Source organism: Fodinibius sp. SL11, assembly GCF_052060035.1.
Classification (GTDB): domain Bacteria; phylum Bacteroidota; class Rhodothermia; order Balneolales; family Balneolaceae; genus Fodinibius.
Genome location: NZ_JBPOEA010000003.1, coordinates 1 through 14,353, shown reverse-complemented (window position 1 = coordinate 14,353; position 14,353 = coordinate 1). Strand labels below are relative to the sequence as shown.

The 14,353-nt window shown below is 42.9% G+C and carries 12 protein-coding genes; 5 read left to right on the top strand and 7 right to left on the bottom strand.

Annotation, left to right across the window (positions count from 1 at the left end; all coding sequences use genetic code 11):
* Positions 1–11: 11 nt before the first annotated feature.
* Positions 12–1,547: a M16 family metallopeptidase gene (locus ACQ76V_RS05540; protein WP_440999489.1), complete on the bottom strand. Its 1,536-nt coding sequence runs from the start codon at positions 1,545–1,547 to the stop codon at positions 12–14.
* A gap of 191 nt (positions 1,548–1,738) precedes the next feature.
* Between ACQ76V_RS05540 and ACQ76V_RS05535 the strand changes: the two genes are divergently transcribed.
* On the top strand, positions 1,739–3,166 hold the full coding sequence (locus tag ACQ76V_RS05535) for an MBL fold metallo-hydrolase (protein WP_440999488.1): 1,428 nt from the start codon (positions 1,739–1,741) through the stop codon (positions 3,164–3,166).
* A gap of 46 nt (positions 3,167–3,212) precedes the next feature.
* On the opposite strand, the gene ACQ76V_RS05530 is transcribed toward ACQ76V_RS05535, so the two are convergent.
* On the bottom strand, positions 3,213–3,422 hold the full coding sequence (locus tag ACQ76V_RS05530; protein WP_440999487.1) for a hypothetical protein: 210 nt from the start codon (positions 3,420–3,422) through the stop codon (positions 3,213–3,215).
* A 141-nt stretch (positions 3,423–3,563) separates the two neighbouring features.
* Positions 3,564–4,139, bottom strand: a complete 576-nt coding sequence (locus ACQ76V_RS05525) for a DNA-3-methyladenine glycosylase I (protein WP_440999486.1) — start codon at positions 4,137–4,139, stop codon at positions 3,564–3,566.
* Between the two features lie 69 nt (positions 4,140–4,208).
* Between ACQ76V_RS05525 and ppc the strand changes: the two genes are divergently transcribed.
* Positions 4,209–7,004, top strand: a complete 2,796-nt coding sequence (gene ppc, locus ACQ76V_RS05520) for a phosphoenolpyruvate carboxylase (RefSeq protein ID WP_440999485.1) — start codon at positions 4,209–4,211, stop codon at positions 7,002–7,004.
* 44 nt (positions 7,005–7,048) lie between these two features.
* Here the strand turns inward: ppc and ACQ76V_RS05515 are convergent, their stop codons facing one another.
* Both ACQ76V_RS05515 and ACQ76V_RS05510 read right to left on the bottom strand, forming a co-directional pair.
* The gene (locus tag ACQ76V_RS05515; RefSeq protein WP_440999484.1) at positions 7,049–7,735 is read right to left on the bottom strand and encodes a uracil-DNA glycosylase; all 687 of its coding nucleotides are present in this window, start codon (positions 7,733–7,735) and stop codon (positions 7,049–7,051) included.
* An 81-nt stretch (positions 7,736–7,816) separates the two neighbouring features.
* A complete protein-coding gene (locus ACQ76V_RS05510; RefSeq protein WP_440999483.1) occupies positions 7,817–9,166 on the bottom strand; it encodes a M24 family metallopeptidase in 1,350 nt (449 codons plus the stop codon).
* 216 nt (positions 9,167–9,382) lie between these two features.
* On the opposite strand from ACQ76V_RS05510, the gene ACQ76V_RS05505 reads away from it, so the two are divergent.
* On the top strand, positions 9,383–10,456 hold the full coding sequence (locus ACQ76V_RS05505; RefSeq protein WP_440999482.1) for a branched-chain amino acid aminotransferase: 1,074 nt from the start codon (positions 9,383–9,385) through the stop codon (positions 10,454–10,456).
* 10 nt (positions 10,457–10,466) lie between these two features.
* On the opposite strand, the gene ACQ76V_RS05500 is transcribed toward ACQ76V_RS05505, so the two are convergent.
* Positions 10,467–11,396, bottom strand: coding sequence for a 2-hydroxyacid dehydrogenase (locus ACQ76V_RS05500; protein WP_440999481.1), 930 nt, complete (start codon positions 11,394–11,396; stop codon positions 10,467–10,469).
* A gap of 2 nt (positions 11,397–11,398) precedes the next feature.
* On the opposite strand from ACQ76V_RS05500, the gene ACQ76V_RS05495 reads away from it, so the two are divergent.
* Positions 11,399–11,905 carry a DUF4174 domain-containing protein gene (locus ACQ76V_RS05495; RefSeq protein WP_440999480.1) on the top strand — a complete coding sequence of 169 codons (507 nt, stop codon included), beginning with the start codon at positions 11,399–11,401 and terminating at the stop codon, positions 11,903–11,905.
* A gap of 10 nt (positions 11,906–11,915) precedes the next feature.
* Here the strand turns inward: ACQ76V_RS05495 and ACQ76V_RS05490 are convergent, their stop codons facing one another.
* Complete coding sequence (locus ACQ76V_RS05490; protein WP_440999479.1) at positions 11,916–13,199, bottom strand: Y-family DNA polymerase; 1,284 nt, start codon at positions 13,197–13,199, stop codon at positions 11,916–11,918.
* 104 nt (positions 13,200–13,303) lie between these two features.
* Here ACQ76V_RS05490 and ACQ76V_RS05485 point away from each other — a divergent pair, with 104 nt between their 5' ends.
* Positions 13,304–14,074, top strand: coding sequence for a queuosine precursor transporter (locus tag ACQ76V_RS05485; RefSeq protein ID WP_440999478.1), 771 nt, complete (start codon positions 13,304–13,306; stop codon positions 14,072–14,074).
* The last annotated feature ends 279 nt before the right edge of the window (positions 14,075–14,353 follow it).

Genomic DNA, 14,353 nt, shown 5'->3' with positions numbered 1-14,353 from the left:
AAAATGATGAGTTAGTTATTTGCATCGGCAACCTCCTCAGATGAACTATTTTCTTTGGTGACGATAGCTCCCACCGTTCGATTGTCTTTGGTGAGGTATTCATTGGCTACGCGCTGGATATCATCAACCGTTACCTCATTGAGTTCTTCGATGTCGGTAAATACTTTTTTCCAGTCACCACGTAGGTTTTCGGCGGATGCAAGAGCGGAAGCCAATCCTGAATTAGAATCCAAACTACGAATGAGGTTGGCACGAGCATTTGTGCGGGCTCGATCCAACGCCTCTTGCGATATTTCTCCATTTTTAATTTTCTCAATTTCTTCTAAAATGGAGGTTTCCATCGTATCAACACCTACTCCCTGATTTGGGATAGCAAGTGTTGCAAAGAGCGTTTCATATTTTTGGCCGGGATATCCATTAAATGCGCTAACCTGCAGGGCGGTTTGCTCTTCTTCGACCATCCGCTTGTATAGGATGGAGGTTCGTCCGCCGGAAAGAATGCTTCCCAAAAGCTGAAGGGCTTTTGAATCGGGATGATCCTGTGCTACCGTGTGATATCCCATGATGAAAAATGGTTGTGATTGCCCTTGAATGGTAAATCGACGTTCTCCGCGCTGCTCTGGTTCTTGGGTATAAACGGGAGGCGGTTTTGGCCCTTCTTCCATATCACTAAAATACTCTTCGGCTAACCGTTTTGCTTCTTGGGGGTCTACATCACCGGCAATAGCAAATGTAATGTTATTGGGGACATAGTAAGTGTCATAAAATTTCCGGGCATCTTCCATGGTCGTGGCCGTAATATCAGAATGCCAGCCAACGGTTGGACGTCCATACGGATGAGCTGTAAATGCTACAGCCGCAAACTCTTCAATCAGTCGGCCAATGGGTTGTGATTCGGAGCGCATACGCCGTTCTTCGCGGACGACTTCTTTTTCTTTATAAAACTCACGGAACACTGGATTTTTAAATCGATCGGATTCGAGGCTAAACCACAGTTCCAATCTATTCTCGGGCAGGCTGTAAAAGTAGTTAGTCCGGTCTTGGCTGGTACTGGCATTCATACCCGTTCCACCATTACGGTCAATAATTTGTGAAAATTCATTATTGACAACATATTCGCCTGCTTTTTTCTGTAGGCTCTCAAATTGTTTCCACAGGGTATCCATACGGGCAGAATCGGGTTGGGTACTATACTTTTCAGCTAACCATTCCTGATAAGTACTATCAAGTTTATCAAGTACTTTCTTTTCTTCTTCCCAATTAGTGGTCCCTACGGTGTGGGTGCCTTTAAAGGCCATGTGCTCAAAAATATGAGCCATGCCGGTATGCCCCACCGGTTCGTTGACACCACCTACATTTACATAAGTGGCAAAGCTGACAACCGGAGCGACCGGCCGCTCAATAATGATAAAGGTTAAACCGTTATCAAGTGTAAATTTAGTAACTTTTTCTTCAAATTCGTCTAATGATTGCGCATTTACAGGCGGCGTAGCGAGATAGAAGCCAAGCAGCACTGCCGTAAGCGACATGAGAACGCGTCGTAGCATTTTTCTCCTGTTTAATTAATGATTAAATGAATGATATTATAAATCCAGTAGTGTTGTACAATATTGAATTTTGAAATGAACGACAAGAGTATAAAATAGTTTTAACCTTTACAAAAGAACCCAATGTGTTAAGTTCATATTGGAATGTTATATTTACACCGAAATTTTGAACCCAGTTGCAGTTGTTACTTATGTATTTCGAGCAGATTTTTGAGGAAAAATTAGCACAATATTCCTACTTAATTGGATGTCAGGCTACGGGAGAAGCCATTATTATTGATCCCATGCGAGACATCGATCGGTACAAAAAAATGGCGGAGGATGAAGAGTTGGAAATTGTTGCTGCCGCCGATACTCATATCCACGCAGATTATTTGACCGGCTTGCGAGAGTTCGCCGAAGAAGGCGTAAAGGTATATGCTTCTGATGAAGGTGATGAGGATTGGAAATATGAGTGGCTCAAAGACAGCGAGTACAATTATGAGTTAGTTAAAGACGGAAACCAATTTAGTATTGGGAATATCCATTTTGAAGTAAAACATACTCCGGGACATACGCCGGAGCATGTTAGTTACACTGTTACGGACGGAGCTGCTGCAAGTGGTCCCATGGGTATGCTGACTGGTGACTTTGTTTTTGTTGGCGATGTGGGGCGCCCCGACCTGCTTGAAACGGCGGCTGGTCAAAAAGGGGTTATGCAATCATCGGCGCAAACCCTATTTAATTCAGTTGAGAAATTTAAGTCCATGCCCGAGTATTTACAGGTATGGCCGGGACACGGATCGGGCAGTGCATGTGGAAAAGCGTTGGGTTCTGTGCCTGAATCAACCGTAGGCTACGAACTTCGCTTTAATCCATCAATTAGAGCGTCGGAAAGTGAGCAAGCGTTTGTCGATTTTATTTTGGAAGGGCAGCCCGAACCGCCCCTTTATTTTGCTCGCATGAAGCGTGATAACCGGGGCGGACCCAAGGTGCTTGGGAGTCTTCCCAATCCACAAAAAGTGACCGTTGAAGGATTGGTGAATCGTGCTGAACAAGCGGGAAGTGCAGTGGTTGATACCCGCGAACGCACTGCCTTTATGAATGGACACGTGAAGGGATCATTACTATCGACTTTTAACAGCGCATTTAATACGGTGGTAGGTTCGTATGTCACAGAGGATGAGGATATTTACTTGATCATTAGTGAAGATAATTTGGAGGAGGCGGTCCGCGATCTGATCAGAATTGGTTTGGATGACATAAAAGGATATGTGACACCGGATGAATTGGAGCAGTATTTAGATAGCAGTGAGCATGCAGAACAAATAGAAACCATCACCTTCGATGATGTGGCTAAGCTGATTGAAGACAGCCGATATCAGGCGCTGGATGTGAGAAAATTGACGGAGTATAATGAGGGACATATTGAAGGGGCATTAAATATTGCCCATACCCGTTTGTTAGAGCGCAAAAAAGAATTGGATAAAGATAAAACCTGGCTTGTTTATTGCCGGACGGGAGCACGGGCATCGGTAGCTTCATCCCTGTTACGCCGGGATGGCTTTGACGTTAAGTATGTAGATGATAATGTTGAGCCGTGGCTGGCTAATAAGGAGTTGGCAAAAGTAAAAGAATAGATGTGTACTATCCTGCTAAGATGCAGTAAAAGGATATTAACTCGGTTTATTCGGTATCTTGTTCCTCCAAATATTCGTTGGTTATTTTACGTGTTTGTTCGGCTCCCATATATTTTTCCAGATCGTAGAGTGTGATCATTTTTTCACCCTCGTGGAACGAGTATGTTAGATGACCACTTTCAATTTCTTTTTCCACATCACTGGTCTTCATATCCAACATTTCTCCAACCTCTTCCAGTGAAAACATTGAGCGCATAACGATAGTATCTCTTTAAAGTTAGCCGGTTAAGTTATTTTGCCTCAAATATAGAAAAAATCAACTTTTTTGCTACCCCTTAAAAGGCCATTTTAGAACAAATATTAAAATAAGTACAAATTCTGTGCATTATTTACGGGATTAATATTCATCTATAATCTGCTCATGTCGGAAGCATGATACCAAATGGTCATTAACCAGACCTGTAGCTTGCATATGAGCATATATTGTAGTACTGCCAATAAATTTAAATCCACGTTTTTTTAGGTCTTTGCTTAGTTGGTCCGAAGTTTCTGTGGTTGTTGGAACTTGTTCCATTGTTCTCCAGTGATTGTGTTTAGATTTGCCACCGACAAAATCCCAGATGTAGTTGCAAAAGCTTCCGTACGTTTCCTGGATCTGCAAAAATTGACGGGCATTATTAATGGTTGAACGAATCTTGTTTTCATTGCGAATGATATTAGGATTTGAGAGCAGCTCTTGTACTTTCGGTTCGTCAAATTTGCCTACTTTCTGTGGATCAAAGTTAGCAAATGCGCGTTGGTAGCCCTCACGTTTTTTGAGGATGGTACTCCAGCTTAATCCCGCTTGAGAGCTTTCGAGTACCAAAAATTCAAATTGGGTCTGGTCATCTCTAACAGGAACACCCCATTCTTCATCGTGGTAACGTATATACTTTTCAAAAGTATTTTCACACCAGTCGCATCGTTTAGGCATAATTGTGTTTTTAGCAATTAAAACATCATCTTAGATGTAGGCATTTAAAAAATACAAAAAAGTAAAGTCATGAAGTGGGATAAACTGATTAAGGAACGCAGCAATCAAAGTGGCATTAGTGAAAAGCTTACGGCGCGGTTGGAACTGTTGACTGATTTTCTGGAGCGAATTATTGAAGATAAAGAAGATGCTAAGTTTTTAGAGTTACTTGTTGCATTTCCCAAGGTTGCCCACCAAGCCTTTGATGAGGAGGATGAGGATGCCTTGGCAAGGCTGGAATCTGAGATAACGGATCTTTCCACCGATCAAATAGCCCAGTTCCTGCGATATTTTACGGTATTTTTTCACTTGATGAATTCTCAGGAGCAACGAGAAATTACGCGTATTAACCGGGAACGGGCTATGAAATCAGATCCCGATACACCGCGCAGCGAAAGTATAGCTGAAGCTATCTATCACTTAAAAGAACAGGGCTTCTCGGCTGATGAAGCTGTCGATGTAATAGCTAAGCTCGATATCCAGCCTACGATAACAGCCCATCCCACCGAAGCTCGGCGCCACAGCGTACTTATCAAGCAGCAACATATTACAGAGATGATTGAGCAGCTTAAAGCCGGTGATTTGACCCCGGATGAGCGTAAGGCGTTAAAGTTGGATATCTTTAATGAGATACATTTGCTGCTTGCCACCGATGAAGTCCGTACGGAACGCGTAACTGTTGAGGATGAGGTCGAAAACGGGATTTTTTATTTCCGTAATGCTATCTGGCAGACTATCCCGGTTTTGTATGATGATATTTGTAACGCGTTTGAAACCTATTACAATGAAGTGCCCGATTTTGATACCATTTTACAGTACCGGTCGTGGATTGGAAGTGATCGGGATGGAAACCCCAATGTTACTCCAGAGGTGACCTGGCAAACGATATTGGAGCAGCGTAAAAATGTAATGGAGTTATATCTCGAGGAGCTTGACGACTTGCGCCGCTACCTTAGTATATCTCAAAACAAGTTTGTGATAGCGGATGAATTATCAGCTTCTTTGGAAAAGGAGGAGCAGGCAGATCCGCTTTCAGATCGCTATAAACGGCTGTATAATCAAGAGCCCTACCGTCGAAAGGTTACCCACATGATGCACAAGCTCCAGCATCAGCTAAGTATGATAAAAAACGGACGCCCGAACGAAGTCTTGGAGGAAGCACAAAAATACAGCCTGTCAGACTTTCTTAATGATTTACAGTTAATATCAACAAGCTTAAAAAAGTCGGGATTGCAGTGTGTGGCATCTCAGGGTAAGCTGAAGCATTTACAGGTGCGGGCTCAAACATTTGGTTTTCACCTGGCAGGATTAGATATCCGACAGCACAGCGAAAAACACGAAGCGGCCGTAGCGGAATTACTCAAGATAGGGCAGGTGACCGACAACTACCGATCCCTTCAGGAAGAAGAAAAAGTTGAACTTTTGACCCAAGAGCTAAAAAATCCGCGTCCGCTTTCTCCCGTGCAGGCTCATTTGGATGAGAATACCAAACAGATGTTGCAGGTGTTTGAAATTATTGATCGGATGTTGATACTCGATGCCAACAGCTTTGGCAATTATATCATCAGTATGACCCATGGGGTAAGCGATATGCTGGAAGTATTAATTCTTGCTAAAGAAACCGGTCTTTGGAGTTATGAGGAGGGCAGGGTAGAAAGTCAGATTGATGTAGTTCCACTTTTTGAGACGATTGAAGATCTGGAAGAGTGCGGACGGTTAATGACTGACATTTATGAGAGCCCACTTTATCAAAAGCAGCTTACGGCACGGGATAATCTTCAAGAAATTATGCTTGGCTATTCCGACTCGAATAAAGACGGAGGATATTGGATGGCTAATTGGGCTCTGGAAAAGGCGCAGCGTAGTCTGGGAAAGGTATGCCGGGAGTATAATATTGATTTCCGACTGTTTCACGGCAGGGGTGGCACTGTTGGTCGTGGAGGTGGACGTTCAAATCAGGCAATTCTGGCATTACCCCCCATTAGTAATAATGGTCGTATTCGTTTTACTGAGCAAGGAGAAGTGATTTCATTCCGATATTCACTGGCGCCCATAACGCGACGACATCTGGAGCAGATTGTCAATGCGATGATTCGAATTACGGTCTCAGAGCAATCCGATATGAAGCAGCAGTCACAATTTGATGAAACCATGGAACAGCTGGCGGCCGAATCCATGCAAGGATACCGCAACCTTATTGATGATGAGGATTTCTGGAGCTGGTATACCGCTAAGACTCCCATTGAGCATATTAGTCGGTTGCCAATTGCTTCGCGACCGGTATCACGAGGCAGTGCCAAAGCTGCTGACTTTGAAAATTTGCGGGCGATTCCATGGGTATTTGCATGGACCCAGGTACGATATAATGTGCCCGGATGGTATGGTATTGGCCAAGCTTTGCAGCAGATGCTACAGAAAGAGGGAATGCTTGGACAATTTCAGCAATGGTATGATAATGCCATCTTTTTTAAGACGGTACTTGATAATGCTCAGCGCGAAATGGCTCGCACCCATATTCCAACGGCGAATATTTATGAAGATAACGATGGCGGGCAATTTCACAGGCGAATTACGGAAGATTTTGACAAAGCAGTGGATGCTATAAAGCAGATTACAGAACAAGATGAAATCCTCGAAATTAATCCTGTAATCAAGAGATCGATTCGATTTAGAAATCCGTTCACCTATCCGTTAAATATGATGCAAACCGAACTATTGGATCGCTGGAAAAGTAAGTCCGATGTTGAAAACAGTGAAGAACAGCTGCGTGATGCCTTGTTTTTAAGCATCAATGGGGTAGCGGCCGCGATGCAAAGCACGGGATGATAATTAGGAATTCACAACATGCTCATATTCCTAATTCAAAATTGCTAACTATTAATTAAATCTTTCATTTGGCGCCGGAACTTAGGTGCACCACCGTTGGCGGGGTGGCGGACCGGGGTATAGTCAGATATCCCAAAAGCATCTAAGCTCTGTTCGCACTTTCGTCCTACCGCGATAATTTCTCCATCGGGGAAAAGTTTCAGAAATGATTTCAGTGAGGAATACCCTTTTTCAAGCTCACGGTCAGTGGGGGTACGATTGCTGAGAAGTCCATCATCAGAATCATACGGATGCCAGGGCAGGGCATTCCACAGCACAGTTTCATACGGGTCGATCCCCAGCTGATAGATAGCTTTCCACATGATGGTGGCAGTAGGTTCCGACATCCCTTTTTCGTTCACTTCCGGTTTACTGGTGCGTTTTGGCTCAATAGATTGAAAAGCCCCATCGGCAGGAATGCCGTGCACCGACTCGTGATGTCCAAGGAGAATTCGTTCGGAGGTCATCGCAATACCGGTAAAGTGCCCTCCCTGATAGCCAAGCGCCTCAGCGATAAACAGGTATTTTGCAGTGGCAAGCCGCTCTTCGAGATAATGTTTGAGCTGATTTTTACGGATCTCCGGCGCTTTATTAACTACATCATGTTGAGAATCATTCTGGTACCAAGGGTTAAAAAAAGCACCATCAGGAGTATCTTTAAGAAGGTTCAATAAGGAATCTATACTGCTCATTATTTAAATTCTATTTCTCTATTAATAGTGGAATTGATTGTAAAATTCAGCATCTACATGGATAAGATAATACGGCAATGTTTAGTCTTGTCGCGGAATGAGCCAAAGTTCCGTTTGGCGCCCGTCAATATATCGAACTGAATCGCCATCAAAAAAGGCATCTTCTTCAAGCATAATGCGAATTTCTTTATCCCATTCGGGTATATCAACTGTGGCATTGAGTTCAATAGAGTGGGCCGTATTTGCATAAAGCGGGTAATCGCCTTTACCGGGTACGCCATCCTGCTGATCCCAAAGTCCGATCGTTGTTCCGGCACCGTGCCCGTGATAGCCAATTGGATGGGTATAGATGCTGGGTTTTATTCCTTCACTTATTGCTTGCTTGCGGCTTTGAGCGAGAATTTGATTACCGCTGCGACCTTCCTTGAAGTTATCTGTCAAAATATCTTGCAGGCGATTACCTTTCTTCAATGCAACCTGCAATCCTTTGGGAGCATGCTTTTCGCCGGGCTTAAGAATATAGGCATGTTGTTGGGTGTCAGTACTGAGTCCCAGGTAGGTTATGCCAAAATCAACATGGAGCAAGTCACCGGGGCGGATAATATTTTCTGCGGGTCGTTTGGAAAAGTTGGCTAGGAATGAAGTATCTGGATCAGCGGCACGTTGAACCGATACGCTGGGATGAAACCAAGCCGTTAGATTGAGATCACGTATACGCTCGCGATACCACCATTCTACATCTTTTGTTGTGGTTATGCCCGGTTGAATTACTTTTTCAGAAAAACCTTCGGCAATAATATCGTGAGCAATATGACAGATCATTGGATATACCTGCATCTCGGGCTCGGTGCGGGTCTCGAGCCATCCTATGGCCAGATCTTCGCCTGATGTGATACGTTTTTGATATTTCTTGGGGAGAGCAGATGAGAAAGCTTTATATTCTGAATGGCTGATTCCATCGGCCAGGGCAAAAGTAGGGGAGTAGTTAAGGGCAATATTTTTCGGCTCTTTTTCTTTGATAATCTCTACCAGACGTTTCCACTGGTTGGGTTCTTTGTCCTTATCCCAAGCGGTTTTAAAAAATTGGCCAATATCATAGCGAGCTACGGCCATCCGCTCTGTCTCTTTGCCGTTGTCAGAAAAAACAAGTATTGTTCGACGGCGCGCAGATTGCCATGTGGCAGGAAGCATCGTTTTGATAACGGGATCTTCATTATATTCTCGAGCAATGATAATCCACATATCAACATTTTCCCTTTGCATCAGCTCGGGAATTATATTGTTGAGGCGATATTCAAGCCAGTTGTTTGTTACATGGGCTCGTTCCTGCATCGACAATATTTTGGGTGGTGCAGTTTGTTGTGCCGATGCGATCTGAGTTGGACCGAAGAAAACTAAAATCAGGAATAGGTATTTGGCGAATATTTTCATCAGGGTTAGATAGTGATTAATAATTAGTAGCTGACTTTTAAATAGCGGAAAGCAAAGAAGTTTGTCAACATTCAAAATTTACATTCAAATAGTTACGCCCAGTATGAGGAATCAATGCCAGAGCAAAAATCGTGATACGGTTACAGGGTTTATTTTGTGAAGAGATTTTGCCACAAAAATTGTATTTTTAGCACAGTTTGAATTAACGAATTTATTATGACTACTGATACTATTTTCAATATTACCAAAACGTCGTCGAGTCGAATTGAAAATGTGGATTTGGATAAGCCTGGATTTGGCCGTGAGTTTGCAGACCATATGCTTGAGATGGAATACCGGGATGGAAAGTGGCAGCAGCCTGAAATAAAACCGTATGGCCCGATTGAGATTACACCGGCTTTAAATACTTTGCATTATGCCCAATCAGTATTTGAAGGAACCAAGGCTTATTATGTAGATGGGGAATCGGTCAACCTTTTTCGACCGGAAAAAAATTATGAGCGTATGGTGCGTTCCTGTGAACGGATGTGTATTCCCACAATAGACCGTGATATATTCTTGGAAGGCATTAAAGAATTGATTCGACTTGACCATCAATGGGTTCCGGAAAAAGAAGGCAATACCCTTTACATACGACCTTTTGCCTGTGCTTTTGATCCGGTGATCTCAGCACGAGTATCAGATACCTATCGATTCTTTATTATTATGTCACCTGTTGGTTCATATTATGATCGGCCGGTGAAGCTAACAACTACCCAGCAGTATGTTCGAGCAGTAAAAGGAGGCGTCGGCGCTGCCAAAACAGCCGGTAATTATGCAGCCAGCTTGTATCCGGCGCAGCAGGCCAAAAAGGATGGGTTTGACCAGGTGCTGTGGCTGGATGCTGAGGAGCACAAATATGTTGAAGAAGTGGGGACCATGAATATCTTTTTTGTGATTGATGGAACCTTGGTTACCCCCAATTTACGGGGTACCATTTTGCCGGGCGTTACACGCGATTCGGTCGTACAGCTGGCGAAGCATTGGGATATGCCGGTCGAAGAGCGTCGAATCAGTATTGATGAAGTAATGGAAGCCGGAAAAAAAGATACGTTGGATGAGGTATTTGGAGCAGGCACCGCTGCCGTTGTGGCTCCGGTAGCAGAAGTCCATCACAACGGGCAATCAGTAACTTTTGATATTGATGGACGAGGTCCGGTGGGACAGAAATTTTATGATGCTATTACGGATATTCAGCGCGGGCAGGCTGAAGATCCTTTTGGCTGGGTGACTTCTGTTGAGGTTGAGTGACTTTCGTTATTTAATACCCTTTTGCCCGGTCAACGGTATAATTTAGCTCCATACCAGATAGCGCTCGCTTATAATTCTCCACAATTTGATCGGCAACTTCACTTGGTTTGGTAATACTGGCAACATGAGGCGTGATAATAATATTTTGCCGATTCCAGAAAGCATGCTTGTCGGGCAGCGGTTCTTCTGAAAATACATCTAACCATGCCCCTTGCAGGATATTACTGTCCAACGCATAAATTAAATCTTCATCCACTAGGTGTTCCCCACGAGCCGCGTTGATAATCCATGCATTATTCTTGAGTTGTTTAAAGGTATCGAGATTTAAAATCCCTTCCGTTTTATCGGTAAGGGGAAGCAGGCAAATAAGAATTTGTGTGTCATTGAGAAATGCGTCCAACTGATCTGGGCCGATAAAGATGTTTACCCCTTTGATTTTTTTGTCTGATTGTGCCCATCCCGAAACTTGGTACCCCATCTGAGCTAATTGCTTGGCAGTCGGTCTGCCGAGTTCTCCCAATCCCATAATTCCCACCTGTAAATCTGTTGCCAATGGATGATTATGGGGTTGCCATCTTCCCTGATCGTTTTGTCTGAGATATTGCACAAAGTTCCGTTGAATGTTAAGAACTGCTGCCGTGATATATTCTCTCATCTGCTGAACAAGCGAAGGCGAAACAACACGAGAAATATCAACTGAAGAAGGAAGATGCTCGTCGTTAATCAGATGATCAGCACCGGCACCAAGTGAAGAGACGGCTTTAAGGTTTGGGAATTGGTCCAATACATGCTTGGGATGATTCCAGCACACGGCAAACTGAACTCGTTCTTTGTCTTGTATAGCCGGCCAAATATCAATTTCAATATTGGGATCAATATCTTGAATGGCATTTTCCCAGGAAGAAAGGTCTCGATCGGGGGCGATAAAAAGAAGAGACATTAATGAACTGTCTTTTTGATATTGCTGTTTTAGAGCCAAAGTATAATAAAGGCCGAGCCCTCATGCTAAAAGCAATTGCCAGTTACATTATTTTATTTCTTTCTTGTTGTCCGATTTTAATGGCACAATCTGATGGTTCTCCTGCTAATCTTGACCAGTATCAGTGGCAGCACCGGGTAATCCTTGTTTTTGCTGATTCTAAGGAAAACGAGCAGTATCAAAAACAATTAAAAGAATTTAGCGGCCATGAAGCAGGATTTCAGGATCGTGACTTGATAACGCTTCATTTGTTTTCAGATGGTAATTCTTTTGTAGCAGGTCAGGATATCAGCAGGCAGGAGACCATAAACCTACAGGAGCAATTTAATGTTGAGTCAAGCCGTTTTAGTGTTATTTTGCTTGGAAAAGATGGCACTGAAAAGTTGCGAGAGGAAGAGCTGTTATTAACGGATAAGCTTTTCAATGTTATTGATGCCATGCCCATGCGACAGCGAGAAATGAAGCAGTAGCATGAATGATTTAAGTTTGTGCTTGCTTAATATCATCCCACCGTGAAGTATATCTGGGAGACAAAAATTGTTGTTTCATTTGCCAGGATTTATTAATACCCGTAGATGCAAAGTGTGTGGTATCGGAACCATATTTTGTGTTGATGTCATCTACTTTTTGCATCAGGTTGTGCTCGCTTGCCGTATATTGATTTTTGCTAAACAGATCTTGCTGGACCTCTGATTTTGGCAAGATTCCTGTAAGTATAACAGCTGCCTTTTTATATCGTAAGTCATTCTGATAAAGTTTATCCAGACAGGCGTGTCCACATTTTATGAGATGGGAGGTGTTAGCCGTTGGCACATGCAAGGGAAATTCCATACCATATTTATACTTGGATTTATAATCGGAATACTTATTAGTGCGGAGCGTGACATGCAGCAGGGAGGCTACAGAATTTTGGGCACGAAGTTTTTCGGCAGCAATACTTGTAAACTGGGCAATTGCTTCGCTTAAATCCCCAAAATCCGTAACGGCTTTTCCAAACGATCGAGAAGTCATAATGCCTTTTCGCGGATCTACAATATTTTCAATCTCCAGGCAGGGTTCGCCATTGAGCTCCATGACTGTCCGCAGGCCGGTTACACTCAACTTGCTGCGTACCCATTCCTTTCGACTTATTTGCTGTTTTAGCTGAAAGGCATTCTGGATTCCTTCTTTGAATAAACGTTGTGATAAACCTGCCCCCATCCCCCAAATGTCAGTAAGTTTTGTGTTTTTCAACAAGGCATCAAGTTTGGGATTATCAACCAGGTTTAATACGCCATCATATTGAGGATCTGATTTAGCGGTTTCATTCGCAATTTTTGCAAGTGTCTTCGAAGTCGCAATGCCTACAGACACGGGAAGCCCGGTCCATTGTTTAACTGTTGATTTAATCTTGTTCCCAAAAGTTTGCAGGTCTTCGACAATGAGTTTTGGAAATTCCATAAAGGCTTCATCTATGCTATATGGTTCTACCTTGGGTGTTAGATGTCGGAGCGTTTCCATCACCCGCCGCGACATATCCCCGTATAAAGCATAGTTCGAGGATTTTAATACAATGTTTTTTTCTTTGATTAGATCCCGAATTTTAAATTCAGGAATGCCCATTTCAACGCCTGCTTTTTTAGCTTCATCAGAGCGGGCAATTACACATCCGTCATTGTTAGAAAGTATGGCAATAGGTTTGGCGCGTAGCTGTGGATCAAATACACGTTCGCACGAAGCATAAAAGTTATTGCAGTCGATCAGCGCGTAAACGGATTTGCTCATAGTTAGTTGAACGATAAGAGTGGAAATTGCTTTTATTTAATTTATTATTGGAAACAATTATTAGAAAAAGAAATCTCAAATTGAGGTAATTAATTACTTTTACGATGGACGGTGAAAAAACGCCCCCAGTTGCTACCTATAAAAGAGATGCTTTGTTTTTATCATTAGCCGGTATCTTTTTAACCTCGCTCGTACTTGGTAATGTCATAGGAACAACCAAGTTTGTCACCTTATTTTCGGTAGAACTTTCGGACTGGATGCTGGCGCTGGTTCCGGAACTTGTTCGCGATAACAGCATCTACACGATGAGTGTCCCCGTCGGAGTTATTGCCTATCCGTTTACGTTTTTGGCAACCGATTTGTTATCTGAGCTATATGGGCGAAAGAAAGCCCAATTAGTTGTTTGGGTTGGGTTTTGGATGAATGCTTTTATGCTATTTCTGATGACCGTTAATCATTGGCTGCCTAGTACTGCTGGGGTAAGCGGTGGGCTCCAGCTGTTCGAGGGAGTCTATGAATTTATGATTGGCAATACTATTGCCAGTATGATTGCATATTTGACTGCACAAACGGTAGATGTTCGATTATTTCATTTTTGGAAAGATTTGACGGATGGAAAACATCTTTGGTTACGCAATAATGCATCAACAACGGTAAGTCAATTAGTTGACTCAACAGCGATTTTATCAATCCTTTATTTTGCCGGAAATCTGGGGCAGGATATAAATACAATAGGCAAATTAGCTATCTTAATTATCAATTCTTACCTCTTTAAATTCTTTTTCGCACTGTTCGATACTCCACTTTGTTATTTAGGGGTAAAAATCTTCCAAGAATTCGAGGAAGATCCGAGTGGTAATAGCCTATATGAGTAGTTTTAGAGATGGTAAATGGGGTTTAAGAGATGCTGGCTAAGGTTGGCAAAAAAAGTAAAATAAATACCAAAAAAAGATTGACATATACCCCGGTTTGGTCTTACATTAGGATTCCAATTTGAAACGGGGTTGAGCCCAGCAGCAAATGAGTTCAACTCCGTTTTTTTGGCTCAAAGAAATAGGCCAAAAATTGGGAAGAACAATTCGTTCTTTGACAGACTGAGAACATACAGACGATCGCACGTCGAGCCCTTGTCAGCCCCGTTTAGGCGGGGCGGA